The sequence below is a fragment of the Glutamicibacter sp. BW78 genome, assembly GCF_002332245.1.
GTDB classification, from domain to species: Bacteria; Actinomycetota; Actinomycetes; order Actinomycetales; family Micrococcaceae; genus Arthrobacter_H; species Arthrobacter_H rhombi_A.
This window is the reverse complement of sequence record NZ_NRGU01000006.1, coordinates 1-23511: the sequence shown is the minus strand read 5'-3', so window position 1 is coordinate 23511 and position 23511 is coordinate 1. Positions and strand designations below refer to the sequence as shown.

The following is a 23511-nucleotide window of genomic DNA, read 5'->3' as shown; positions in this document are numbered from 1 at the left end:
TGCCCGGCGATCGAGTGTTGATAGCGACCGTGGATTACGGCTGCTTCGGGGTGCTCGACGGGGTGGCCGAGCCGGACGAATCGTCATTGTCCGTGAAATTGCCCAAGGCCCCGCCGATGCCCTTCAGGGCTTCGCCGACCTCACTGGGAATGATCCACAGTTTATTCGAGGAGCCCTCAGCCAGCTTCGGAAGGGTCTGCAGGTACTGGTAGGCCAACAGCTTCTGGTCCGGATTACCGGCGTGAATGGCATCGAAGACCTTCTCGATGGCCTGTGCTTCACCATCGGCACGCAGGATCGCAGCCTTGGCGTCACCTTCGGCGGCGAGGATCGCTGCCTGACGCTGGCCCTCGGCGGTGAGGATCTGGGACTGCTTGGTGCCTTCGGCAGTCAGAATGGCTGCACGGCGGTCACGCTCGGCACGCATCTGCTTCTCCATGGAGTCCTGGATGGACAGCGGCGGGTCAATCGCCTTGAGCTCCACACGGGAAACACGGATGCCCCATTTTCCGGTGGCTTCGTCCAAGACGCCACGCAGTTGGCCGTTGATCTGGTCACGGCTGGTCAAGGCCTCTTCGAGGTTCAGGCCACCGACGACGTTACGTAGCGTGGTGGTGGTCAGCTGTTCGACTGCCTGGATGTAGTTGGCGATCTCGTAGGTGGCAGCGCGCGGTTCGGTGATCTGGAAGTACACGACCGTGTCGATGGAAACGACAAGGTTGTCTTCGGTGATCACTGGCTGCGGCGGGAAGCTGACCACGTTTTCACGCAGATCCAGCAGTGGCAGGAGCCGGTCCACAAACGGGATCAGCAGGGTCAGGCCCGGTCCGAGCGTGCGCTGGTATTTACCCAGCCGCTCGACGATGCCTGCCCGCGCCTGCGGGACGATGCGTACCGATCGCAGGAGCACGATGATCACGAAGACCGCGAGTACTGCCAGGACTATGCCTAGGCCTGTCATTGATGATTCCCCTTTTCCGTATGGCCCGTTATCGGGCAATGGACTGGCCGGTTGGCGAGGTTTTCGTTCCCCGGCCGAGTCGAAATGCTAGCTTTCGTGTGGCTCTTGGGCCCGCATGGTGATGAAGGCGGTGGCTCCGTCAATACTCACGACGGTTCCGTACATCCCCGGGGCCAAAGCGGTTTCATCCTGGCTTCGTACGCTCCAGGTCTCCCCACCGATCTTGGCGCGGCCACCTAACTTCGTGGTGGGTTCCAAGACCAGGGCGTCCTGGCCGACGAGGCGGTCGACGTTGGTCAGCCGGTCGGCGGGTCCTTTATGCAATTGCCGCAGGGCGATCGGTCTGATGAAGAAGATCATCGCCAGAGCGACGAGGCAGAAGGCCAGTGCTTGGAGCCAGAAATCGCCTCCAGCAAGGGCCACCACGACGCCTCCGAGTGCCCCGGCACTGAGCATGATGAAGTACAGGTCCAGCGACATCATTTCGATGATCGCCAGGATCAGGAACAAGGCGAGCCAGAAGACCCAGCTGTTCTCGAGGACCCATTCGAACATTTCGTCACCCGCATGCGTTGGGAGGGCGCTTGCCACCCTCGGTCCTACCATCTTGCACGATAAGCATCGGTCGGATCATCACCCTTGGGAGGTATGTTCGAGGATCCACGCTTGTGGGAGCGGCTATCGGCGGCGAAAGACCTGCAGACGGAAGGCAGCGGTGACGGCGGAGGGCATCGGGTGGGTCTCCAGCCGGGCCCGAGTAGACGCGTCATCGTGGTGGTGGCCTGCCGGACCCATCGTCGCCAGCCGGACGGCGTCGTCCCGGGACAGGTGCAGGGACGTGCGGATCGTGCGGGTGTGAACTGCCTCGAATTCGGCACCTAGTGCCGTGGCGACGGACTCATCCTTGCCAGCGGCAATGCCGAGTAACCCCAGAGGTTCCATGGCTTCGGCCAGATGTTCGGGCAGGGGAGTGACGACCAGGGCCAGACCTCCAGGGGCCAGGACGCGGGCAAATTCACTGCCATGGCGCGGGGCGAAGACGTTGAGCAGAATGTCGACGCCGGCGTCGGCTACCGGTAGTGGTCGCCAGAGGTCCCAGACCAGGGCCTGGGTCTTCGGAAGTTTGGCGGCACGTCGCATCGCATAACGGGAGATGTCCAAGGCCAGGGCCGGGGGCCGGGTGCCCAGGGACTGCTTCAGCGCCGACGCCACGGCGTCGAGGTAGTACCCGGTTCCAGCGCCCGCGTCCAGGAGCTGCGGCAACCTGGCTGACGCCGCTGTCGCGGCTTCCTGGGCTAGGGCCTCGGCCAGCGGTGCATAGTGCCCTGAGGCCAAGAACGAGGCGCGGGCCTGGACCATGGCGGCCGAGTCCTCCCGAAAGGAGGTTCCACGGCCGGTGAGCAGGTTGAAGTATCCCTGCTTGGCGGCGTCGTACCGGTGGCCGGCGGGACAACTGAGCGTGCGCCCCTCGGCCCCGTCCGTTGCCAGGGCCCCGGCGCAGAGCGGGCAACTCAACGGGATCAGATCGACGCTCATACCTATTTCCTTCAATATGTCTTTCATATACGCTCACGGAGTGAAACCAGAACAGCTCGAGCTCCTGACCACTGTATCCGCCCCCGCCGTGGACCCGGCCGGCCGCCGGGTGATCTTTGCCGCCAACAGGCCTAGCTTCGATGCCGATTCCGGGGTGGGACAGTTGTGGCTGATAGAACTCACTGAGGGCGGCGGCGCCGCAGGCCCTCCGCGGCGGATCACTCGGGGGATCTCGGATGCCCATCCCCGGTTCTCACCCGACGGGCAACTCATCGCCTTCTTACGCCCCAATGACGACGGCGTACCGCAGTTGGCCATCGTCGACGCCCGCGGCGGTGAACCACTGTTGATCACCAACCGCCATCTGGGCGTCTCTGATTTCGTCTTCTCATCCGATGGCCAACGGCTGGCCTTCTGCAGCCGGACCCCCGAGGAGGGGCGCTACGGCACCGTGGACGGGGTGGGCGCCGGCGCCGAGGCCCCACGCCGGATCACCGGATATAAGTACCGTTTCAACGGGCTCGGATTCGGCAATGACTGCCGGAACGGGATCCATCTCGTCGAGGTCCCTGCCCCCGACGCCGAGCCGTTTATCAAGCCAGTGGGACGTGCAGCGAAGGCCGACCAGAAGGCCGCCGCGGCCCGGGAAACCGCTGAGGGGGACAACGATACCTGCCAGAGGCCTGCCGAGGGTTTCCCGGTGACGCGCCTGCTGACCCCCGCAGATGCCGACTGCAACAGCCCGGAGTTCGACCCCGATGGCACGTACCTGTATTTCACCGCAGCATTGCATGAGGGTGCCGATGCGGATCTACGCTCGATGATCCACCGGGTAGCTGTGGGCGGACTGGACACCTCGTCAGCGGGAGAAATCGACGTCGAATTGGTGGTCGGTTCGGAGTCCGGGGACACCGGTTACGACGGGGCAACCTTTAGTCGCGACGGGAAAAACCTGTTCATCCTGGGTAGCGAAGTGGGGGAGTCAGGTGTGGATTTCGTCGCCCGCAGCGCCGCCGTCTATGTCCTGCCTACGGAGAGCTTCGGGGTGGCGGACCCCAGCCTTCTGACCGATCCTGAAACGACTGACTACAGCGAAAGCGGGGGACTCTTCCCGGTTGGAACCGCTGAGGTCGCCGCACTGGCCCGGGTGCGGGGCAGCAGTGAACTCCATGTCATCGATGCCACCGGATCGACCCGGATCGAAGTTTCCGGTCCGCTGGAGGTGACCGGGGTTTCGGAGGCGGCGGACGTCATCGTCGTGTCCTATACCGATCCCAGCACGCCCGGGGAGATCGCCGTGGTGCATGACGGCGGAGTGGCCCGTCTGACCGACTTCGCCGCGCCGTTGCGCGAGAAAACGAGGATCGCCGAGCCACGAGAAATGACGGTGTCCTCAGCCGACGGCTACCCGGTCCACGGGTGGCTCTACCTACCCGAAGGCGATGGCCCCCACCCGGTGCTGCTAAACATCCATGGTGGCCCCTACGCCCAATATGGGTGGGGCTATTTCGACGAGGCCCAGGTCTACGCGCGGGCCGGATACGCGGTACTACAGTGCAACCCGCGGGGCAGCGCCAGCTACGGACGAGCCCATGGCCTGGCCATCAAGGAGGCGATGGGCACCGTCGACCTGCAAGACGTTTTGGCGTTCCTTGATGGTGCGGTGGCCGCCGAGCCGTCACTGGATGGGAACAGGACCGGGGTGCTGGGCGGGTCCTATGGGGGATACCTCACCGCCTGGACCATTGCCCATGATCACCGCTTCGCCGGGGCGATCGTGGAGCGTGGATTCCTGGATCCGATCTCCTTCGTCGGTTCCAGCGACATCGGCTGGTTCTTCGGTGCCGAATACACCGGCAGGGATATGGCCGCGACGCTGGAGCAAAGTCCGATGGCGAAGGTGGGCCAGGTGCGGACCCCCACCCTGGTGATGCATTCGGAAGAGGATTACCGGTGCCCCTTGGAACAGGCACAGCGCTATTATGTGGAGTTGCTGCGCCAGGGGGTCGAGACCGAATTCCTGCTCTTCCCGGGTGAGAACCACGAGCTGTCCCGCGCCGGCACGCCGTGGCACCGTCGCCAACGCTTTGAGGCGATCCTTGATTGGTGGGACAGGTACCTTCCGGTGAACCCGGCTCACGGCTGATCGGCGCAGGGCCTGGGGAGCTAGAAGCCCAGCCCTGTCCGGGCGGCAGCAATATCGGCGCCCGCCCAGCGGTTGGCATACTCCTCGGCGCCCACCAGGCTGCGCGTTATCGCCCGGTCGATATAGACGGTGCCGCCCAGATGGTCTGTTTCATGGGCGACGATCCGGGCCTGCCATCCGTGGAATTCCCGCTCCATGGCTTTCCCGGCCGGTGTCGTATACGTGGCGATCACGTCGGCCGGACGCTCGACGACCGCTTGGAAACCGCTGAAGGAGAGGCACCCTTCGTAGAAGGAAGCCGTCCGTGTCCCGAGGGCCCGATAGCTGGGGTTGACCACCGCGAAGTACTCCAGTGGTTCACGTTCGCGCACCACGGTGATCTCGGCATCGGTGGCGAAGGAGTCCTCTAGAACGGCCAAGCTGAGGGGAAGCCCGATTTGTGGGGCAGCCAAGCCGACTCCTGGGGCCGCATGCATGGTGGATCTCATGATATCGAGCAGCGAGTCCAGTGCTTCCGGTTCCAGCTGACCCGTATATTCCTGGGCTTCCATGCGCAGCACGGGATGCCCGAGCTGGACGATGGTGGGCAGTGTTTCGGGGAGCAGGGTGCCGTGGTTTCCCCGGGTGGCTTGTTCGATCATGGTTCCCACCAGCTCCGCCAGCCGGTCGGGGGAGTAGTCGGTAGCCAAGGGTCGGTCCTGGGTCATCGGATCCAGCTTTCCTGCTCGGAGGGGGCGGGGCCGTCGAGGGAATCTTCATCGGCTGCTCCCGGAATCAGCTGGCGTAGCGCCAGGAGCCGGCTACCCAGGCGTGCGGCATCCACGGGGTGGCCCTCGACGGCATCGGGGTCCGGGGGATCCACGCAAATCAGGTCGGTCCGCACATCGCGGTCATACAGAACGTCAATGAGGTTGGCCAGACGCTTCCAGGCGCTGGTCGTGGCCCGATCCGGTGCGGGGATTCCATCAATAACGACATGGTCAAAATGGCGGGCCAGATGCAGGTAATCGGAGGCTGCCGACGGGCGATCGCATAAGTCGCGGAAATCGAACCAGGCCTGTCCGTGGGCGGCACGTTGGGCCGTGAAGCTGTGGGTCGTCGGTTCAATGTCGGTGATTTCGTTGTGGTGGGGGACCGCGAGCCCTGCCTGGGCCAGTTGTTGGGCCGTTCCGGGGACGATGATGTGCCCTGCAGCATAACCGGCGACACGATCGGCCTCGGTCACCTGAGTCCGGTAGTCAATTCCGCCGTCGAGCATCACCACCTTCATTCGTGACGTGATCAGTTCGATGGTGGGCTCAAAGAGATGGTGGAAATAATCATTGGGCAGTAGATCGTCCGGGGCATAGTTCGAGGTCGCGATGAGCAGGATTCCCCGGGCAAAAACAGCCTGGAGCGTGCGGGCGAAGAACATCGCATCGCCGGGGTCGTGGACGTGGAGTTCGTCGAAGCACAGCACACGCACGTCCCCCAGCAATTCATCCAGAGCCACCTCGACGGCGGTGTCACCCGCTGTTTCAGCGAGTTCTGCACTATGCGCCGAGGCGTGGAGGTCGCGGAAGAAATCGTGGAAATGCAGCCGGCGCGTGGCCTCGCTCAGCAGTGCGTCATGGACCAGACCCATGAGCCATGATTTGCCGCGGCCGGGAGGTCCGTAGATATAGAAACTATCCACCGAAGCCGCTTTGGGGCGGCGTGAAAGCGCCCGTGAGGCCGCCGTGGCGAGGTGAGTGACCAACACCTGTTGCTCGGAATCGAGTTCGAGACCTGCTGCGGCAACGGCAGCCTGAACCCGGGCAATGATCCTCCGCGCAGAATTACGCGGGCCGAACGACAGGGGAGAGGGCCTCATCGGGCCGACTCCCGTGCTGGGGAAGTCTTCATGGGTGCATTCTACAAAGGTTGCTGCACCGCTGGGTCACACGTCGTGTCCCGCGTCGACTGAGACTCCTTCAGGGGCCTGACGGGCCGTGCTGTCCTTGTCCCGCTGGGCATCGCGAATGCCCAGTCTGACGGCTGAACGGACGGTGGTGTGGAGGAGATAGAAAATCACCACGAGCCCGAGAATCCCCAGAATCAGGGAGTTTAGGAGAGAAGCATCCATATAATCGAGTATACGCTCTTATCTGATCCTGTTGAAAGAGGGTATATAGATGTCAAAAAAATTGCTCGTCAGGACTGCTCGCGTGGAAGACGCAGCGATGATGGCAGGCATAGGCCAACGTGCGGGCGAGAGCGATACCGGTGTCGCCGCCTATATGTGCGCCATAAAGGACCCGAACCGCCTCGTGCTGGTCTCTGAAGCTGATGGACAGCTGGTGGGCTGGGCGAAAACCCATGTCTGGGATCATGCCGACGGTCCGGCGCAGGCCGGACAATATCTAGGTGGGGTCACCGTCGACCCAGCGTGGAGGCGTCAAGGGATCGCGGCTCGCCTGACCCAAAAACGGCTGGACTGGATCTGGGCTCGAAGCCAGGAGGCCTGGTACGTGGTGAACGCCAAAAACACGGCATCGATCGAGCTGCACCGACGCTGGGGGTTTGCCCCTGTCGCCGAGGGGGCACGCTTCCACACGACGACCTTTGCGGGAGATCGTGGAATGCTCTTTCGGGCCGAACGACAAATTGGATTTCCCAATCACTAAAAATATTCAGGGGGAGAGGCTCCACACGTGGTCATGAGGAAGCGTGGTGCTGGCCTCGCTCATGTTTTTTTAGAAGGGGTTATAGGCTCTCTTCTGTGGCCGCACCCGCACGGGCCGTCTCGCGGACGGTGGGCGCGTGTCGACAGCAGTGACCGCGTAGATTCGTTGCGACGTCGGGGCGTCTGGCGGAGTTAGAGTCCAGGCAGGTGAGCGCGAATCAGATGCCGAGGACGAGTCGCCCTGAGTGATTGGGTCGCATGCGCGCAGTGAGTGATTTGAGCGTTGAATGGACATGAGTAAGCCAGTATCGCTCAGCGCATTGCCAGACGACTGGGACGTGGGTACCGAAAGGCATCGTCCAGCAACGGCTATGCCGGCAGGTGGAGCCAGAGTCGGCTGAAGACTGTGGATCGGACCGCCTTCTCTCAGGCCTTAATAGAGCGCCGATAATCTACATTATGTAAAGTAATGCTTTGCTGAGATTCGACGTCTCTCTCGGGAACGACACTTCTTGCGGTTAGGACGATGATGGTTGGACCGTCAGCACAGAGTCTTTGTGAAGTCCACATTCCAAAAGGCGTCATGGCGCGGCTCGTCAAAGAGGAATTGATCTTTTCCTCGCTTAGTTCTGCAGGGTGGCTAGAGCCTTGTCGTGTCAGGTGGGTTCAGCGCTATGTCTGGTCCGTTCCTGCTGACGCAAGTAAACAACAGTGGACTGTTGCCACGGGTAACTGATGTCAGATTGATCGACGTTCAATCTTGGTGGCTGCCGGATCGAACGCGATACGCGGCCCTCGTGGCCACCGCGCCAATGGATGCAGTAGCTGACTGGGTCTAGCGGAGTGTCGGCGTACTCCCCCGGTCTTTGTCGCGAGTTTTTGATGTCTACCTGGTGCCTCTCGACCGTGCCGGTGACTCCGAAAAGGCATATCGGGAATGCGGGGTATTCCGAAACGAAAAGAACAGTTGTTTTGCTAGTTGGACCAAGGCCTGGGGGCGGTGGACTGTTACTACTCTGTGGGCATCGTCGGAGCGGAAGTTATCTCCTCGCGATGCGTGCGCACTCCCCCGCACTCCTGCGACGCGTGGATGTGCGGTCAAGTGGATATATGGAAGATGAGATGAGTAGTGCTACTGATCATGGGCTGGTTCTCCGCGCTCGTCGATTTAGCTACTCGAAGACCCTCAAACTCCTGACCGCTGCGCTTACTAGTCACGGGTCAACACTGTTTGCTGTCATTGATCATGCAGCAAACGCTGTCGACATCGGGCTGGATCTTCCCCCGACTATCGTGGCGGCCGCGTGTGGTGGAGTATTCCTGCAGAGGCCACCCGAGTTCGTGACCTGATCTGGGCGGCTACGGATTCGGGAGGGCATGGTAGCCTCCAGATTCGCCTACTATGACGGGCGTTTCTTCGGTCAACTCCTACAGGTGGTGTCCCCAAGCGCTCCTCGAAGGAGCACGACATGTCTACTGGCCAAACGTTCGTTGTCGTCGGCGCCGGGCAAGCAGGCGGTACCGCCATTCAGAAATTGCGTTCAGAAGGATTTGACGGACGGATCGTTCTCGTCGGAGCGGAACCTCACCTTCCGTACGAGCGCCCACCCTTGTCGAAGTCCTATCTAAAAGGTGAAGGATGGCTCTCCCATAAGTCGTTGCTCGGCCAGCAGTGGTACGACGAGCAAGATGTGGAGGTCCGTCTCGAGGCCAGAGCTGTTACGTTGCGCAGCAGCGACCACCAGGTGATTCTCGACGATGGGACGACGCTGGACTACGACAAGATCCTGATCAGCACCGGGTCCAAAGCCCGCCGTTTGAAAGCTCCCGGCGCCGAACTGACCGGTGTGCACTACCTTCGAACCCTCGAAGACTCTGAAGCATTGGCTGCGGCTTTGGACGACGCGACGAACGTCGTCATCGTCGGCGCGAGTTGGATCGGCTTAGAAACTGCCGATGCCGCCCGCCAGAAGGGATGCCGGGTTATCGTGATTGGTCCAGGCCAAGCGCCGCTCGAAGCATCCATGGGAGCGCGTCTGGGTGGGTATTTCGCCGCTGTTCATCGTCGGCACGGCGTCGAGTTCCAACTGGGGTGTCGTGTGGTTGGTATCGAAGGCGAAGGAAAGGTTGAATCTGTCATCGTCGACGACGGCAGCAAATTCCTCGCCGACGTGGTGATCGTCGGAGTGGGGGCTGAACCTGAGTCCGGGTTCGTCGAAAAGGGAATGCTGGCCGAAGACGGAGGCATCCGTGTCGACCCGCAGATGCGGACGCAGGCTCCAGATGTCTTCGCAGCCGGCGATATCGCCAGCGTAGCCAATCCGCTCTATGGCCAGCAGATGCGGGTTGAGCATTGGAATAATGCGCTGATGGAGGGGAAAATTGCGGCGCATTCAATGCTCGGACAGTCCTCGAACTTCGATCCAGCACCCTTCTTCTTTACCGATCAATACGACCTTGCTGTGGAATACGCAGGACGAGTGGATGCCAGAACTGCGGACGAGCCAATTATCCGTGGCGATCTCGCTGCGGATCGGTTTCACGCTTTCTGGATTGTTGACAACGTGGTTGTTGCCGGTCTGCATGTCAACGCGTGGGATGAGGGCATCGAGCCGGTGCAGGAGTTGATCCGTTCCCAGATCTGGGTGGATCCAGTAGACCTCGCTAATCCGGCCGTGCCGCTTACGCAATTGATGCGAACGGGGCGCCCGTAGGGCCTTCCAAACCATGACCCGACATGGCGGCTGGGTTTCACGGGAGGGCATATCAGCCCGGCCCGTCACACGTTCTGTCCCCACAGGCGAGTGCGGCTGGCGGCCAAGGCACGCGACACGGCAGGGGCAGCCGCGGGGTCACCAGGGGTGGATCTCTAGGCCTGTGGGGATGAGAGAGTCTGGCCAAAGCGGTCCCACGCAGATTGGCGAGACATGCCTATAGCTTCGCCAATGCTGGCCCAACTGAGGTCTCATGGACGAGCGGCCCCAACCCAGTTTTTGAGGTGGTTCTCGACATCGTCTCCGGCTCGGGCCACCTTGGGTAGCTGGTCGAGTAATTCTTCGCCCGAAAATGTGTCCCAGGGTGCCTGAGGTCTGGGGCCGAACTTGCCGGAATAGCGGAACGGCTGCATCAGCGCTGCTCTCGGTCCTGGCGGTGGGTATGGCCATCGCATGCCAACAACTCCTCGGACTCGATCTCGCGTGGTTGGCTGCTCGGTCGATCGCTTGGTGTTTCCTCGTGTCCATTGCCGCGGGTGCCGGCGCAGAAGCGCTCCCCTGCAGTGTTCCTGCCGAAGAGTTGGGAACGCTGGGTTCGGCTCAACGCACCATCATCCTAGGTGCCATGCCGGTTGCCGCCCTGCTCGGAGGGACAGCAGCAGTCCCCATCATCCGTTCCCGATCCCGCGAGACATACCTCCAGCCCAATCCTCGCAACAATGAATCGTGAAGGCCTAGTCCTTGGCGGTCCATTGTCTTCTCAGTCCGCCATGGCCCTCAGGGGCGGGCGGGCCTGAACGAGTGAGCCCGCTTTCTCGAGCATCGCGAAAGTATTGGCCCTGCAGGACCGCCCGTTCGTCGGCAGACATTTATTGTGGTTGAGAGAGCGCCGTCCTGCGAAAGGCTCTGAGCTGTTCGCTGAACGTCACTGGTGCTCGAAAACTGAGACCCTCACAGGAGACGCCATGAATGCGGCGAAACCACTAGATGGACGGGTCGCACTGGTAGCTGGTGCAACTCGCGGGGCCGGTAGGGCGATCGCCGTGGAGTTGGCCCTGGCCGGCGCGTACGTTTATGCAACGGGACGGAGCAGCCGTTTGTCGGGACGCTCCGAGATCGACCGCCCGGAGACGATCGAAGGAACCGGAGAGGAAATGGCAAGTGCCTACGGCACTGGTTCCGCATGCGTGGTCGACCACGAAAAGCCCGAAGCTGTTGCGGCCTAAATGGAGCGGATAAGACGTGAGCGTGGTCGGCTCGACGTCCTGGTCAACGACATCTTCGGCGGCGACCGTTATGCACAGTGGGACAAGCCGCTGTGGGAGCACGATCTCGCCGGTGGGCTACGGATGCTGAGGATGGGAGTGGACACACACATCATCACCAGCCATCACGCCTTGCCCCTGATGCTGCGTACCGCCCACCAGTACGGGACGGTGGGCTTGGTGGTGGAGATGACCGATGGCACGGCAGACTACAACTTTAATTTCCGTGAAGGGGTGGGCTTCTACTACGACCTCGTCAAAGCCAATGTCGAACGAATCGTTAAGGGTTTGACCTTCGAACTTGCCGAGCACCCCGTTACTGCTGTCGGTGTCACCCCCGGTTGGCTCCGATCCGAAAAGATGCTTGAGGGTTTCGGCGTACAGGAAAGCAATTGGCGCGATGCGGTGATCGAGGAACCGGGTTTCGCGATCTCCGAGTCCCCCACCTATGTTGCCCGCGGAGTTGCAGCCTTATCGGGCTCTGGCGACGCCGGGCGTTGGTCCGGGCAGATCGTGACGTCTCGTCAGCTGGCCGATGCCTACGAGGTGACCGACACTGATGGCTCGCGGCCGGACTGTTGGGGGTACGTCAAGCGAGATGTGGTCGAAGGCCAAGCAGCACAACAGGCAGAGGAATACCGATAGGACTCATGAGGATGGGACGAGAATGCCAGCTGGCCAGTTTTGAAGGACTTTTCCGTCAAACCGAAGAAGAGCAGTATCGGGCCTGAGAGTTGGAGAGATGGTCCTCAGCTGGAGGGACGAGTGTTGTGATCATGAAGATGACTGACGTTGTTGATCTGGCCACGAGACTCCAGGGAGTCCGGCACTCAACGAGTAGTGGGCTGGATCGCTGGCAGTTCCACGGTCGGTTGATTGCGAGGCAACTCGATGACACGAGCATCGTGATCCGCGCCGACTTCGAGTACCGGGATCTGCTCCTGCGTCAATCTCCGGCTACTTTCAGAGTCCCGCAGCGATTTAAGAACCACATGATGGTCGTTGTCGACTTGCCGGAAGCAGACGTCGGAGCGGTCGAAGACGCCCTCGAAGCGGCGTGGCTGTTGCAACTCGACGGGGCCTGAGGGGCCCTCAGGTTGATCGCCGCCCGCGGTCTTCCTTGCCTGCGATGAAGAGGACTGAAGCGATAGAACGTACGGACATGGGGGGTTACCTTCGAACGAGGCAACCAGTTGAGACGCCGCTTGACGGCGCAAATGCGACGAGTACGGGCGGTAAGCCATTGAATATATTCCGTCACGAATCGCGCTTGATGCGCGACTTCTGACCGTGGCTGAGCTTGATCGTGTTGGTGCCCTCGTCCGTTCGATCCATGATGCTTCGAGCCAGTTCGCCCCGGTGCCAGCATTCATCGACGACGTGCTGTTGCCTGCGACTACCGAAGAACTCATCTGCACATCGACCTAGCTCCATGGAAACTTGTGATCGGGGACCGCTGGGTGTTCATAGATTGGGACGGGTCCGGGCCCAGTAGCCGACTGTGGGAACTCGCCGACGCGGCCCAGAGTTTCACCTTGCCGGATGACAGCGTCCCCGCGAATCCAGCTGCTCGGCGACCGGCAGCTTTCGCCGATGGGTACCGGGCCGATGCGGAGCTGCGCGAGGGGCTCCCGCAGCGATGTTCGAGCGCGCCGAGGCAAGGTATGAGCTGCTGGCAACGGCTCACGCCTCGGGGCGCGAACACTGGGGATCTATGTTCCGTCAAGGGCGCGGACGCTACTGGCACGCTGCCACTGAATAGGTTATGCGCCAGCAATCAGTCTGGGTCCGAGCGCTCTGCGCCGAGAACTCGTGAACAACGCGCCCGTTAGCTAAGAGGAGTCTCGCAAATTCTGCTTGAAGAGCCGGAGCTTTCCCAGGCGTGGCCCGGGAAAGTCAGGGCCGGTGTTGCACGATATTGACCACGGTGCCGTCGGGCGCACGCACCAGAAACCTCCGGACGCCCCAGGTTTCCGTGTTCAGCGGATGGACGATCTCATAACCACGTTCGAGTGCCTCGGCGTAGGCGGCATCGACGTCGTCGGCATGGACCGAGAACTTGGAGTCCACGGGCGAGGTCTCATCCTGTGTGACCAGCTGAAGGTTTGCCTGGCTCTGGGGTGAAGTGAATCGAGCCACCCATCCCAGATTGAATTCCTCGTTGGATAGACCTAGAAACCCGGTATAAAAGGACTTGGCAGTGTCGATGTCCTTCACGTGCACATTGGGGGTGATCTTGATCGAACGCATGAGAATCTCCTCGGGAAACTATGCCCCGATCCTCCACCGAATTTCAGTCGCTGTCGACAGTTAACGGCACCACGCTCCCCCGCGATGGGCCCGTCGGGTTCCAGGTGTAGGCTCTCATGGCGCCCGGCCAATCGACCGGGCTGAGGACGTACTTCAGGGGGGAAACCAATGGAAGATGCCATCATGACGGGCTTGATCATGTCTGTCGTCGGCCTGGTCATGGCCGTGTTCGGGTGGCTGGGCTTTGCGCGCCGTCTCCCGGCCAACGCGATGATCGGGATCCGTTTGCCGGCCACAAGGGTATCCGACGAGGCGTGGGAAGAAACACATGTGGCCGCTGGACCGTGGCTGATTCTTTCCGGCCTAATCCCCTTTTTCGCAGGCGTGTTCATCTTGTTGATGGGGGCGGCGCTACCGGAATGGACGGTCCTGGCCGCGTATGCGGGGATGCTCATTTTCGTCCTGGTTGGCACGGCACTCGGTGTTCGAGCGGCGAATGCCGTGAACAGCTCTATCTAGTGGCGAGCACTGCAATTCCAGTGCAGGCGCAGGCCCAGAGCACGCTGGCGAACGTCCCGAGGATGAATCGTTCCGCGGCTCCATCTTTGCCAAGTTCTGCGTAGCGGCCCAGCCCCTTCACCGCCAACACGATGGCTAGACCCTCCGGCCACCCCGACCAGAGGGTCGAGGCTATGGCGGTTCGTTCCAGCAGCCCGATCCAGGCACCACCCTGCAGGACGACTTGTCCTGAAGAATTGGTACGACGTGTCCCCGTCGTTTCTTCGTTGGGCGGAAGCGTGAAGTGCCGGGCTTCTGCCTGCGGGTTGCCCGCCGCACGGAGGTCCGCCTCCACACTGCGTTCCGAGAGGCGCAAGATACTCATGGTTACTGGTCCTCCACCGATGGAGGCCGCGATAACGGAGAAGGACGCCGCAGCGCCCCACGCGATACTTGTCCAGCCACCAGTGGCGGCGACGAGGGCGGCAGCGGCCAAGAGGAGTAGTTGGGCTGCAGCGGTGATGTAGAGCCAACGGTTTGTGATGCCTCGGAATCGGCGGAAATACTGGGGTAGTCCGAAGAGGCCAGCCAGGAGCAACAGGATCAGAACGGGCATCGATTAATCGTCTCCGTCGAATTGGGCGGTGTATCGGGCCAAGGCTAGACCAGCCTGATCGGCCAGTTGTCGGCAGGGGAACCACAAGCCGGACGCCAGCCGACTGGACACGGCTTGTTGGGTGATCCCCAAACGGGTTGCCGCTTCGCGTTGGGAAAAGCCCGAGTCGACGAGGAGCCCAGCGGCCCGTGAAGCTTCGGTCCGCCGGGCGTTGACCTCGGCGACGAGCTGAAGTTCGGCTTCGAGGCGTTGCGCCTCTCCCCCGGCACCAGCTACAGCCACGGATGCCGGAGCGTGCTTGGCACGTTCAACAGCATCTCGTGCTGCTTCGAAGGCCTCTCCAGCGCCGGCCCGCGTTTGTTCCGGCAGCGGGTTTTTTACGCTGCCCACACCAAGCCCGATGCTCCAATGCCCCTCCCGGGCCACCTCAAGCAACAGGCGTACGGCCGCGGCACCGTCATCCATAACGCCTTGCAGTTCATCCCCCGCGGTCCGTTCGAAGGCGCGGACCACGGGGTACTCCGCGTTCAAGGCGGTGACTAGTTCTTCGACACGGTCAGGATTATGCCGTGAATCCCGTTGGTCGATGGTTAGGACGATCATAGGAACAATACTAAAACTTTGTTTATACAGAAACAAGGGTCAGGCTTTGTTGCTGACTTCTTTTCGGTGGAGGCACCGATAGGCTGGCACCTATGCGCAACCCACGAAAATGGCTTCCACTACTCGTCATCGATCTGCTCCTGGTCATCATCTTCGCCATGTTGGGTCGCCGCTCACATGCCGAAGGTCTAGACATCGCAGGCACCTTGAGTACCGCGGGTCCATTTTTGATCGCACTCCTGGTCTTCTCCGGTATCGGCCTGATGTGGCGCCACCCCAACCGCATCTGGCCGAACGGCGTGACCACGTGGATTGGCACCGTCGCCCTCGGGCTCATTCTTCGCGTGCTTTTCGGAGCAACGGCTGCGGGACCATTCATTATCGTGGCGACCCTGGTTCTAGGGATCTTCCTCCTGGGGCGTCGGCTTATATCAGGGCTTTTGGCCCGTCGTAAAGTGCGCTCCGCTGGTGCCGTGAACTAGGCTCAAGGCAGGTAATAGGTGCCGGGTGCCCCCGGTGCCGGAAGGTGGAAGGACACGAGATGATCACCGCATTTGTCATGATCCAGACCGTAGCGGACAGTATTCCAGAATGCGCGCAGAAGATCTCCGAGCTGGAAGGGATCAGCGAAGTCTATTCCGTGGCTGGCGACTGGGATCTCATTGCCATTGCCCGAGTCCGCAATCACGAGGATCTGGCCGAGGCCATCGCCAATAAACTCTCGAAGGTGGACGGTGTCGTCGAGACCACCACCCATATCGCCTTCAGGTCATATTCCCAGCATGACCTTGACGCCGCCTTCTCCCTCGGCCTCGAATAAACCCTGGGACGGTTCCACTTCCGGGAGCCCGGTGCTGCCCGCGGCGCACCGGGCTCCTTTGGTTTTACTGCCCGACGGCAGTAGCGGCGATCCAGCGGCTGAGAACATCATGTGCGGCGCCGGAGTCAATGGCCTCCTCCGCACGCCTTGCAGCAGCCTCCAGGCGCCCCGTGAGGCTACTGTCAGCGGAAGGGGCGAAGGCCACCAGCCCTGCCGCAGCATTGAGCACCACGGCGTCACGCACCGGCCCCCGTGCCCCGTTGAGAATCTCGTGGACGACGGCGGCGTTATATTGCGCATCTCCCCCACGTAAATCGTCCAGAGTGGCCCGAGCCAACCCCAGGTCCTTCGCGTCGAGGATCGAGGCGCTGACGGCACCGTCGCGGACCTCCCAGACATGGTTTGCCGTGGTCGTTGTCATCTCGTCGAGGCCGTCATCGCCCCTGAAGACCAACGCCCGTGACCCTCGGGCCGCCAAGACACCGGCCATGAGCGGAGCCATGCGTTCATCGGCGCAGCCGATGGCCGATGCCGTGGGTCGTGAAGGGTTCGTGAGCGGGCCCATGAAGTTGAAAGCCGTCGCGACCCCCAGACCCGAACGGGCCGCCGCGGCGAAACGCATCGACGGGTGGAACATCTGGGCGAAACAGAACGTGATCCCCGCTTCACTCAGGATGGCGCCAAGTCGCTCGGCGGGGGCGTTGAGTCGGACCCCAAGAGCTTCCAAGACGTCGGCGGAACCGGAGGACGACGACGCGGCGCGGTTTCCGTGCTTGACCAGTCGGGCCCCGGCACCAGCGCAGACCAATGCTGACATCGTGGAGATGTTCACGGTGTTGTGACGATCACCACCCGTGCCGACGATGTCGAGTTTCTCGCCCGGAATATCCAGCGGCCGGGCGTTGGAGATCATCCCCTCGACGAGTCCCGCCAACTCATCCACTGATTCGCCCTTCGCTCGAAGGGCAACCAGGAAACCGGCGATGTGGATGTCTGAAGCATTTCCGCCCATGATTTCGCTCATCGCCCACGTCGCATCCGCGGTCGAAAGATCGTCACCACGGATGAGCGAGGTGAGCATGGTTGGCCAATTTGGGAACTCTGATGGCGTAGAAATCGTTGACACGCACCTAGGTTATCTACGTTTTGTAGAAAGTGCGGAATTGTTTCTCCCCTGATATTCCGCGGAACTTAGGCCTGACCGGGTCAAAAAGAGGCGACTCGGCCTCGAATGCATTGGTGTCAGGAGCACTTTTGTAGCCATAATGGCTCTGTGACAACTGCGACTCATAACCTCAATGCCCAGGCGCACCCTGCGCCTAACCGTCCCAACATGGTGTCGGTCGGAACCGTCGTCTGGCTTTCCAGCGAGCTGATGTTCTTCGCCGCGCTTTTCGCCATGTACTTCACACTCCGTGCTGCCTCGCCGGAGTTGTGGGCGAACGAGACCTCCAAGTTGAACGTCCCGTTCGCACTTATCAACACGCTCATCCTGGTTTCCAGTTCCTTCTCTTGCCAGCTCGGTGTCTTCCGTGCTGAGGATCTCCAGCCGCGCCGCCTCGGTGGTCTGCTGAACGTCCGCAAGTGGGGAATGACCGAGTGGTTCATCGTGACGTTCATCCTCGGTGCGATCTTCGTCGCCGTGCAGGCGTTCGAATACACCGAATTGGTCCACCACGGCGTGTCACTGAGCTCCAATGCCTACGGTTCCGCCTTCTACATCACGACAGGCTTCCACGGCCTGCACGTTGCCGGCGGGCTCATCGCGTTCATCCTGATCATCGGTCGGGCGTACGTGGCAAAGAAGTTCGGCCACTTCGAGGCGACTTCAGCCATTGTCGTGTCCTACTACTGGCACTTCGTCGACGTCGTGTGGATCGCACTGTTCGCGATTATCTACTTCCTGAAGTAGCACCCGCCTTAGGCACCCCAAGCATCACCAACCAAATCAAGTGAGGAACCAGCAAGTGAAGGCTCTTTCGCAAAGGCGCCGCCATCCGCTCGCCGCCGTAGCGCTGCTTTTGATGGGCCTGCTCATCACCGGCGGCCTGTACGCCGCGGCGGGCAGCGTCAACGAGGCCAAGGCCGCGACGACTTATAGCGCCAGTGATGTCAATGAAGGCAACAAGCTCTTCGTCGCCAACTGCGCCACCTGCCACGGCATGAACGCCGAAGGCTCAGCAGATGGCCCCTCGCTTGTCGGTGTCGGCGCTGCAGCCGTCGACTTCCAGGTTGGCACCGGACGCATGCCGATGCAGATGCAGGGTCCACAGGCCCAGGCCAAGCCGAAGCAGTTCAGCGACGAGGAAACACAGAAGCTCGCAGCGTACGTCGCATCCCTCGGCGCCGGCCCCGCAGTGCCGGACGACGAGGCAGTTGACACGTCACAGGGCAACTCGGCAGCCGGTGGCGAGGTCTTCCGCGTCAACTGCGCCATGTGCCACAACGCCGGTGCTGCCGGTGGTGCTCTGACGCGTGGCAAATTCGCTCCGGGACTCTCCGATGTCAGCGGCAAGCATATCTACGAGGCCATGGCGACCGGCCCACAGAACATGCCCGTCTTCAATGACTCGAACATCACCCCCGATGAGAAGCGCGATGTCATCACGTTCCTCCAGGAAATCGATGCGCAGGGCTCCCCCGGCGGTGCCAGCCTCGGCTCCCTTGGCCCGGTCTCTGAAGGCCTCCTCATCTGGACCGGTGGCCTGGCCATCGTCATCGCCTTCACGATCTGGTTGACCTCACGGCCGTCCTGATCCGGCGCTGCGGGCTCCGTCCCGCACACCACACTTCGTACCAAAGAATTTTGAGAAAAGGATGAGAGAGAACATGGGCGACCATAGTCACGGCAGTCCGAACGATCCGGGCACCGTTGCTAAGGCCGGTCAGGGCTCCGTGGAAAGTTTCCAGGACCCGGGCCTGCCCCCGCACCGGCCGCGTCTCGCCGACGTTGACCCGCGCGCCGCTAAACGGGCCGAACGCCAGGTATCCCTGCTGTTCGTGGTGTCCATTCTGGGCACAGCACTGTTTTTCGTCGCTTACTTCGTCGTGGGACGTACGGATTCAATCAGCGGCATCCGGCTGCAGAACACCTTGCTGGGTCTAGGCACCGCCTTCGCGATGCTAGGCATCGGTGTCGGTATTGTGCACTGGGCGAAGACCCTGATGCCTGATCACGAGATCACCGAAATGCGTCATGAGATCCGGCCCGAGGCTGACCGCCAGGAAGCCGAAGCCATGATTGGCGATATCCTCGAGGAAACGGGAATCAAGCGCCGTCCGCTGATCCGCAACTCGCTGATTGCCGCCGTGGCATTGGCTCCGATCCCGGCGATCTTCATGTTCCGCGACCTGGATCGCACCGGTGCCACCGCCAGTGAGATCGTCGACCGGTTGCGGTACACGATGTGGGATAAGGACACCAAGCTGGTCCGCGACCCCTCGGGAACACCGATCAAGGCATCGGATGTGCAGATCGGTTCGGCATTCCACGTGATCCCGGAAGGCCTCGACGACGCCGAGGACCCGCTGAACGAGAAGGCCAAGGCAGTTGTCCTGCTCATGCGTCTGGATCCCAAGGAGATGCACATCTCCCCGGAACGCGAGACCTGGCACCACGACGGAATCGTGGCCTATTCCAAGATCTGCACCCATGTGGGTTGCCCCGTGGCCCTCTATGAGCAGCAGACGCACCACCTGCTGTGCCCGTGCCACCAGTCCACCTTTGACCTCACGCAGGAATGCAAGGTCATCTTCGGTCCGGCCGGTCACGCACTTCCGCAACTTCCGATTACCGTCGATTCGGAGGGCTACCTGATCGCCCAGAGCGACTTCCATGAGCCCGTCGGTCCGAGCTACTGGGAGCGTGGCTAATCATGTCCTCAACTACCGAGTACCGTCCCAAGACTTCAACCGGCAGGATTGCGAACTTCGTTGACACCCGTGTCGGCGGTTCGGCCATGGTCAAGGAATTCGGTCGCAAGATCTTCCCCGACCACTGGTCGTTCATGTTCGGCGAGGTGGCGTTGTACACCTTCGTCATCCTGCTGATCTCGGGAACATTCCTGACGTTCTTCTTCGATCCTTCCATGGCACACACCGTCTACGAAGGAAGCTACAACCCGCTCAAGGGCGTCCACATGTCGGTGGCCATGGCCTCGACCATGGACATCTCCTTCGATGTCCGCGGCGGCTTGTTCATGCGCCAAGTCCACCACTGGTCGGCACTGCTCTTCGTGGCAGCCGTATCGGTGCACATGCTGCGCGTGTTCTTCACCGGGGCTTTCCGCAAGCCGCGTGAACTGAACTGGATCGTTGGCGGCACCCTGCTGATCCTGGCGATGGCTGCCGGCTTCACCGGCTACTCGCTCCCCGACGACCTGCTCTCGGGTAACGGCCTGCGCATCATCGACGGCGTCATCAAGGCACTGCCGGTTGTTGGTACCTTCATCTCGGCCTTCCTGTTCGGTGGCGAGTTCCCCGGAACTGCGATTATCGGGCGTCTGTACATGATGCACATCATGTTGGTGCCCGCGTTGATCTTGTTGATGATCGGTATTCACCTGTTCATGGTGGTCGTCCACAAGCACACGCAGTACCGCGGCCCCGGCCGGACCAACGACAACGTCGTCGGCTTCCCGGTTGGTCCGGTCTACGCAGCCAAGGCCGGTGGGTTCTTCTTCATCGTGTTCGGCATCGTTGCCCTGATCTCGGGCTTCTTCCAGATCAACCCGATTTGGAACTACGGGCCGTATGACCCCTCCCCCGTTTCGGCTGGCACGCAGCCCGACTGGTACATCGGTTGGGTTGATGGCGCCTTGCGCCTGATGCCTGGGTACTTGGGCAACTTCAGCCTGGAGTGGATCATCCCGTTCCCTTGGGGCGGCAACAACCTCATCCTGAACGTACTGATCCCGATGATTCCCGCGGCGATCCTTATCGGTGCCATGTTCGCGTGGCCATGGATCGAACGTTGGGTCACCAAGGACGACCGTGAACACCACCTGCTGGACCGTCCGCGCAACGCCCCGTTCCGCACCGGTGTCGGCGTCGCCGGCGTCATTTGGTACTGCGTCATGTGGTGTGCCGCGTCCTCGGACCTCATTGCCACACACTTCCACGTGTCACTGAACGACGTCACGTACTGGCTGCGGGTGCTGTTCTTCATGGGACCGATCCTCGGGTTCATTGTCGCCCGCCGTATCGCTCTGGCACTGCAGCGTAAGGACCGCGAGATCGTCCTCCACGGACGTGAAGCAGGCATCATCCAAATGTCTCCCGAGGGCGGCTTCTCGGAGCAGCACGTCGAATTGGATGTGTATAAGCGCTATAAGCTGGTCGCCTTCGAGTCCCATGAGGTCATGCCGGCTGAAGCCGACAGCGTCGGACATGTCACCCGCGGCGAAAAGGCCCGTGGTGCGGTTTCTAAGTTCTTCTTTGAAGATCGCGTCGCACCGGTCACCCCGGCCGAGCTGGAGGCCGCACACGGCCACCACGCGCCGGCCGTCGAGGGATCTACGGAAGAGGCCTCGATCGATCGGTAGCCGGTAGCGGCTTCGACGAAAAAGGGACCCCGACCACACGGTCGGGGTCCCTTTTTCGCGTGCCCGGCGGCGCATCGAGGCAGAGCGGGAGACGCCAGGTTGGAAGGGCAATGGGCCTGGAGGCGGGCGTCCGAGGTTCCTTCGCCACCCCTGAGAACTTACGTCCCTCTGTGGGCCACAGAAATCGACGACGGTAGCCACGCGGCGGGTCAGCACACCCGGAGCGCAACCTGAGCTCTCACCCCTTCGAGGGTTTCCTAGACTGTGTTCACCGAGCGGCGCGGACACCATGTCGCAAACTTTGCCTCGGCAGTCGCGGCCTCGTGAAGCAGCTGCCGGGACCGTAACCCGCAACCACCTGCGCCCCCCCTGGACGCGGACACCCCTCCGCTCTGCGGGCGGAGGACCATAACAGCGGGCAGTCTGGATAGCGCGCTGCGAAATCGGCTATCCATCCGAAGCGATCCTATAGTGTTCATCAGACCTTCAAGGAGCCACTCTAGGGTCGGAGGAGGCCACCGGGTCATAAGGACCGGGGTTGGCGTGTGCCGGGCCGCTGGAGAGGCACGAAGAGCTTATAGCGATCGGCGCGGTAGAGGGAGACGGAATAGTCAACGAGCTCGCGTTTAACGTAGGCATGGCGCTGGATCTTCAACAGCGGCGTTCCAGCGTCGACTCCCAGATGCTTGGCGTCGTGATGGGTTGCTGCCGTCGCCTCGACCTGGTCTTCACCCCATTGCATGACCAGCCCGTAACGTTCATTCAGCGAGGCATAGAGCTGGCGAGGTGCCGGGTCATCAAGAAAACCCGGGACCCGGTGTAAGGGAAGGTAGTTCTCATCCAGGTTCATCGGAAGTCCGTCGGCCAAGAGGAGACGACGAAGCCTGACGACAGGAGTGCCGTCGTCCAATTCCATCTCACGGGCGAGTTGACCCGTGGCAGGTACCTCATCGAAACGTAGAACACGACCGGTGGGGACCATCCCACGACGCACCATTTCCTCGCTGTATGAGGTCAGCTTGACCTGGAGGTCGACCTTGGGGAAGGCAGCGAACGTACCGACACCGACGATGCGCTCCAGCACCCCGTCGTCGACCAGTGCGTCAATGGCGTTCCTGACCGTCATGCGGGCAACCCCGAACTGTTCGGTCAGTTCACGTTCGGAGGGAATGGCCCGGCCCGGATCGCAGACGGTGGTGGCATGGTGGCGCAGGATCTGTTTGACCTGTTCATGCTTCTTCAGCGACGACGAAGCATCCAGGGTTCCGGTAACGGGAACCGGGGGCCTATGGGACATAACGTACTCACCATCCATCAACGCGCTCGTGGGGCCATCTTACCGTCGGTGCCCGGGCATCTTCGGCTACCCGATACACAGAGAGGGGCGGTTCCTTCCCGAAGGAAAGAACCGCCCCTCTTACGTCGGAGACTCGTGCTTAGTGCGCGTGGTCTCCGCGGCTGTATTCATACACCCAACCGACCAGGGCGATGACACACAGGCCAGCACCGATGTAGGTGACCCAGAAACCCACGGCAATGCCGAGGAATCCTATCGCGGCAGCGGTGCCCAGAACCAGCGGCCACCAACTCCAAGGAGCGAATTTGCCGATGACGCCGGCGTTCTCGTGGATCTCGCCATCGACACGGTCTTCCGGACGATCGCCGACACGCTTGGCGGTCGAGTAGAGGTAGAAGCCGACCATCAGGCCGAGTCCCGCACAGAGGCCCAGGGCCAGAATCCCGACCCATTCCGTCCAATCGGTCATGATGCCGTAGAAGACCATCACCGGGACGAAGAAGAGGAAGAGGACGAGAAAGAGTCCAGTTTCAACTTTCATGGTTACACGTCCTTCTGATCGGCCGGACCGAATACGGCGGAGGCCGCACCCGCAGGAGTCACCCTCGCCGAGAGCTC

The 23511-nt window shown here is 61.6% G+C and carries 27 protein-coding genes; 15 read left to right on the top strand and 12 right to left on the bottom strand.

Annotation, left to right across the window (positions count from 1 at the left end):
- Positions 1–34: 34 nt before the first annotated feature.
- The 3 genes from CIK75_RS00210 to CIK75_RS00200 all read right to left on the bottom strand — a co-directional run bounded on the left by CIK75_RS00210 (position 35) and on the right by CIK75_RS00200 (position 2497).
- Positions 35–961, bottom strand: coding sequence for an SPFH domain-containing protein (locus tag CIK75_RS00210; RefSeq protein ID WP_087001124.1), 927 nt, complete (start codon positions 959–961; stop codon positions 35–37).
- An 87-nt stretch (positions 962–1048) separates the two neighbouring features.
- A complete protein-coding gene (locus tag CIK75_RS00205; protein ID WP_342744413.1) occupies positions 1049–1552 on the bottom strand; it encodes an NfeD family protein in 504 nt (167 codons plus the stop codon).
- Between the two features lie 87 nt (positions 1553–1639).
- The gene (locus CIK75_RS00200) at positions 1640–2497 is read right to left on the bottom strand and encodes a putative RNA methyltransferase (protein WP_087001128.1); all 858 of its coding nucleotides are present in this window, start codon (positions 2495–2497) and stop codon (positions 1640–1642) included.
- Between the two features lie 40 nt (positions 2498–2537).
- Here CIK75_RS00200 and CIK75_RS00195 point away from each other — a divergent pair, with 40 nt between their 5' ends.
- Positions 2538–4643: a S9 family peptidase gene (locus CIK75_RS00195; RefSeq protein ID WP_087001129.1), complete on the top strand. Its 2106-nt coding sequence runs from the start codon at positions 2538–2540 to the stop codon at positions 4641–4643.
- Positions 4644–4663: 20 nt separating this feature from the next.
- On the opposite strand, the gene CIK75_RS00190 is transcribed toward CIK75_RS00195, so the two are convergent.
- From CIK75_RS00190 to CIK75_RS00180, 3 genes are all read right to left on the bottom strand, one after another.
- Positions 4664–5350, bottom strand: a complete 687-nt coding sequence (locus CIK75_RS00190; RefSeq protein ID WP_087001131.1) for a peptide deformylase — start codon at positions 5348–5350, stop codon at positions 4664–4666.
- The gene (gene zapE, locus CIK75_RS00185) at positions 5347–6495 is read right to left on the bottom strand and encodes a cell division protein ZapE (RefSeq protein ID WP_087001133.1); all 1149 of its coding nucleotides are present in this window, start codon (positions 6493–6495) and stop codon (positions 5347–5349) included. The genes CIK75_RS00190 and zapE overlap by 4 nt, the downstream gene beginning before the upstream one ends.
- Positions 6496–6561: 66 nt before the next feature.
- Positions 6562–6747, bottom strand: a complete 186-nt coding sequence (locus tag CIK75_RS00180) for a hypothetical protein (RefSeq protein ID WP_087001135.1) — start codon at positions 6745–6747, stop codon at positions 6562–6564.
- Between the two features lie 49 nt (positions 6748–6796).
- Here CIK75_RS00180 and CIK75_RS00175 point away from each other — a divergent pair, with 49 nt between their 5' ends.
- From CIK75_RS00175 to CIK75_RS16100, 7 genes are all read left to right on the top strand, one after another.
- Positions 6797–7288, top strand: a complete 492-nt coding sequence (locus CIK75_RS00175; protein ID WP_241895163.1) for a GNAT family N-acetyltransferase — start codon at positions 6797–6799, stop codon at positions 7286–7288.
- Positions 7289–8756: 1468 nt separating this feature from the next.
- Positions 8757–10001, top strand: coding sequence for an FAD-dependent oxidoreductase (locus CIK75_RS00170; RefSeq protein WP_087001139.1), 1245 nt, complete (start codon positions 8757–8759; stop codon positions 9999–10001).
- Positions 10002–10443: 442 nt separating this feature from the next.
- Positions 10444–10731, top strand: a complete 288-nt coding sequence (locus tag CIK75_RS00165; protein WP_087001141.1) for a hypothetical protein — start codon at positions 10444–10446, stop codon at positions 10729–10731.
- 235 nt (positions 10732–10966) lie between these two features.
- A complete protein-coding gene (locus CIK75_RS16430) occupies positions 10967–11227 on the top strand; it encodes a hypothetical protein (RefSeq protein WP_241895162.1) in 261 nt (86 codons plus the stop codon).
- Positions 11228–11911 (top strand): SDR family oxidoreductase, encoded by a 684-nt coding sequence (locus CIK75_RS00160; protein ID WP_241895161.1) that lies wholly within the window; start codon positions 11228–11230, stop codon positions 11909–11911. It abuts the gene before it with no gap.
- A gap of 131 nt (positions 11912–12042) precedes the next feature.
- Positions 12043–12351, top strand: a complete 309-nt coding sequence (locus CIK75_RS00155; RefSeq protein WP_143269308.1) for a hypothetical protein — start codon at positions 12043–12045, stop codon at positions 12349–12351.
- Between the two features lie 205 nt (positions 12352–12556).
- Positions 12557–12694 (top strand): hypothetical protein, encoded by a 138-nt coding sequence (locus CIK75_RS16100; protein WP_158225839.1) that lies wholly within the window; start codon positions 12557–12559, stop codon positions 12692–12694.
- 468 nt (positions 12695–13162) lie between these two features.
- On the opposite strand, the gene CIK75_RS00150 is transcribed toward CIK75_RS16100, so the two are convergent.
- Positions 13163–13516, bottom strand: coding sequence for a VOC family protein (locus CIK75_RS00150; RefSeq protein WP_087001145.1), 354 nt, complete (start codon positions 13514–13516; stop codon positions 13163–13165).
- Positions 13517–13684: 168 nt separating this feature from the next.
- Between CIK75_RS00150 and CIK75_RS00145 the strand changes: the two genes are divergently transcribed.
- On the top strand, positions 13685–14035 hold the full coding sequence (locus CIK75_RS00145; RefSeq protein WP_087001147.1) for an SdpI family protein: 351 nt from the start codon (positions 13685–13687) through the stop codon (positions 14033–14035).
- Here CIK75_RS00145 and CIK75_RS00140 read toward each other — a convergent pair.
- Positions 14028–14630 (bottom strand): hypothetical protein, encoded by a 603-nt coding sequence (locus tag CIK75_RS00140; RefSeq protein ID WP_087001148.1) that lies wholly within the window; start codon positions 14628–14630, stop codon positions 14028–14030. The genes CIK75_RS00145 and CIK75_RS00140 overlap by 8 nt on opposite strands.
- 3 nt (positions 14631–14633) lie before the next feature.
- Positions 14634–15233, bottom strand: a complete 600-nt coding sequence (locus CIK75_RS00135) for a hypothetical protein (RefSeq protein ID WP_087001150.1) — start codon at positions 15231–15233, stop codon at positions 14634–14636.
- A gap of 92 nt (positions 15234–15325) precedes the next feature.
- On the opposite strand from CIK75_RS00135, the gene CIK75_RS00130 reads away from it, so the two are divergent.
- Positions 15326–15715 (top strand): DUF3054 domain-containing protein, encoded by a 390-nt coding sequence (locus CIK75_RS00130; RefSeq protein WP_087001152.1) that lies wholly within the window; start codon positions 15326–15328, stop codon positions 15713–15715.
- Between the two features lie 59 nt (positions 15716–15774).
- The gene (locus CIK75_RS00125; protein ID WP_087001154.1) at positions 15775–16053 is read left to right on the top strand and encodes an Lrp/AsnC ligand binding domain-containing protein; all 279 of its coding nucleotides are present in this window, start codon (positions 15775–15777) and stop codon (positions 16051–16053) included.
- A gap of 64 nt (positions 16054–16117) precedes the next feature.
- Here CIK75_RS00125 and trpD read toward each other — a convergent pair whose 3' ends face one another.
- The gene (gene trpD, locus CIK75_RS00120) at positions 16118–17134 is read right to left on the bottom strand and encodes an anthranilate phosphoribosyltransferase (protein WP_087001156.1); all 1017 of its coding nucleotides are present in this window, start codon (positions 17132–17134) and stop codon (positions 16118–16120) included.
- Between the two features lie 192 nt (positions 17135–17326).
- Here trpD and CIK75_RS00115 point away from each other — a divergent pair, with 192 nt between their 5' ends.
- The 4 genes from CIK75_RS00115 to CIK75_RS00100 all read left to right on the top strand — a co-directional run bounded on the left by CIK75_RS00115 (position 17327) and on the right by CIK75_RS00100 (position 21596).
- Positions 17327–17965, top strand: coding sequence for a heme-copper oxidase subunit III (locus CIK75_RS00115; protein WP_087001158.1), 639 nt, complete (start codon positions 17327–17329; stop codon positions 17963–17965).
- Positions 17966–18020: 55 nt separating this feature from the next.
- Positions 18021–18809, top strand: a complete 789-nt coding sequence (locus CIK75_RS00110; RefSeq protein ID WP_087001160.1) for a cytochrome c — start codon at positions 18021–18023, stop codon at positions 18807–18809.
- Positions 18810–18882: 73 nt separating this feature from the next.
- Entirely contained in the window at positions 18883–19926 is a 1044-nt protein-coding gene (locus CIK75_RS00105) for a Rieske 2Fe-2S domain-containing protein (RefSeq protein ID WP_087001162.1), read from the top strand.
- Between the two features lie 2 nt (positions 19927–19928).
- Positions 19929–21596 carry a ubiquinol-cytochrome c reductase cytochrome b subunit gene (locus CIK75_RS00100; RefSeq protein WP_087001164.1) on the top strand — a complete coding sequence of 556 codons (1668 nt, stop codon included), beginning with the start codon at positions 19929–19931 and terminating at the stop codon, positions 21594–21596.
- A 523-nt stretch (positions 21597–22119) separates the two neighbouring features.
- Here CIK75_RS00100 and CIK75_RS00095 read toward each other — a convergent pair.
- Together CIK75_RS00095 and CIK75_RS00090 are read right to left on the bottom strand one after the other, a co-directional pair.
- Entirely contained in the window at positions 22120–22893 is a 774-nt protein-coding gene (locus CIK75_RS00095) for a GntR family transcriptional regulator (protein ID WP_087001166.1), read from the bottom strand.
- A 139-nt stretch (positions 22894–23032) separates the two neighbouring features.
- Positions 23033–23434 (bottom strand): cytochrome c oxidase subunit 4, encoded by a 402-nt coding sequence (locus CIK75_RS00090; protein WP_087001168.1) that lies wholly within the window; start codon positions 23432–23434, stop codon positions 23033–23035.
- Positions 23435–23511: the final 77 nt, after the last annotated feature.

Excerpts from the sequence above, each read along its gene's own strand:
- CIK75_RS00135 (WP_087001150.1), bottom strand. The coding sequence starts at position 15,233 with ATGATCGTCCTAACCATCGACCAACGGGATTCACGGCATAATCCTGAC.
- CIK75_RS00210 (WP_087001124.1), bottom strand. The coding sequence starts at position 961 with ATGACAGGCCTAGGCATAGTCCTGGCAGTACTCGCGGTCTTCGTGATC.
- CIK75_RS00095 (WP_087001166.1), bottom strand. The coding sequence starts at position 22,893 with ATGTCCCATAGGCCCCCGGTTCCCGTTACCGGAACCCTGGATGCTTCG.
- CIK75_RS00100 (WP_087001164.1), top strand. The coding sequence starts at position 19,929 with ATGTCCTCAACTACCGAGTACCGTCCCAAGACTTCAACCGGCAGGATT.
- CIK75_RS00145 (WP_087001147.1), top strand. The coding sequence starts at position 13,685 with ATGGAAGATGCCATCATGACGGGCTTGATCATGTCTGTCGTCGGCCTG.
- CIK75_RS00090 (WP_087001168.1), bottom strand. The coding sequence starts at position 23,434 with ATGAAAGTTGAAACTGGACTCTTTCTCGTCCTCTTCCTCTTCTTCGTC.
- CIK75_RS00155 (WP_143269308.1), top strand. The coding sequence starts at position 12,043 with ATGAAGATGACTGACGTTGTTGATCTGGCCACGAGACTCCAGGGAGTC.
- CIK75_RS00125 (WP_087001154.1), top strand. The coding sequence starts at position 15,775 with ATGATCACCGCATTTGTCATGATCCAGACCGTAGCGGACAGTATTCCA.
- CIK75_RS00175 (WP_241895163.1), top strand. The coding sequence starts at position 6,797 with ATGTCAAAAAAATTGCTCGTCAGGACTGCTCGCGTGGAAGACGCAGCG.
- CIK75_RS00170 (WP_087001139.1), top strand. The coding sequence starts at position 8,757 with ATGTCTACTGGCCAAACGTTCGTTGTCGTCGGCGCCGGGCAAGCAGGC.
- zapE (WP_087001133.1), bottom strand. The coding sequence starts at position 6,495 with ATGAGGCCCTCTCCCCTGTCGTTCGGCCCGCGTAATTCTGCGCGGAGG.
- CIK75_RS00200 (WP_087001128.1), bottom strand. The coding sequence starts at position 2,497 with ATGAGCGTCGATCTGATCCCGTTGAGTTGCCCGCTCTGCGCCGGGGCC.
- CIK75_RS00150 (WP_087001145.1), bottom strand. The coding sequence starts at position 13,516 with ATGCGTTCGATCAAGATCACCCCCAATGTGCACGTGAAGGACATCGAC.
- CIK75_RS00190 (WP_087001131.1), bottom strand. The coding sequence starts at position 5,350 with ATGACCCAGGACCGACCCTTGGCTACCGACTACTCCCCCGACCGGCTG.
- CIK75_RS00130 (WP_087001152.1), top strand. The coding sequence starts at position 15,326 with ATGCGCAACCCACGAAAATGGCTTCCACTACTCGTCATCGATCTGCTC.
- trpD (WP_087001156.1), bottom strand. The coding sequence starts at position 17,134 with ATGCTCACCTCGCTCATCCGTGGTGACGATCTTTCGACCGCGGATGCG.
- CIK75_RS00165 (WP_087001141.1), top strand. The coding sequence starts at position 10,444 with ATGGCCATCGCATGCCAACAACTCCTCGGACTCGATCTCGCGTGGTTG.
- CIK75_RS00140 (WP_087001148.1), bottom strand. The coding sequence starts at position 14,630 with ATGCCCGTTCTGATCCTGTTGCTCCTGGCTGGCCTCTTCGGACTACCC.
- CIK75_RS16430 (WP_241895162.1), top strand. The coding sequence starts at position 10,967 with ATGAATGCGGCGAAACCACTAGATGGACGGGTCGCACTGGTAGCTGGT.
- CIK75_RS00105 (WP_087001162.1), top strand. The coding sequence starts at position 18,883 with ATGGGCGACCATAGTCACGGCAGTCCGAACGATCCGGGCACCGTTGCT.
- CIK75_RS00180 (WP_087001135.1), bottom strand. The coding sequence starts at position 6,747 with ATGGATGCTTCTCTCCTAAACTCCCTGATTCTGGGGATTCTCGGGCTC.
- CIK75_RS00160 (WP_241895161.1), top strand. The coding sequence starts at position 11,228 with ATGGAGCGGATAAGACGTGAGCGTGGTCGGCTCGACGTCCTGGTCAAC.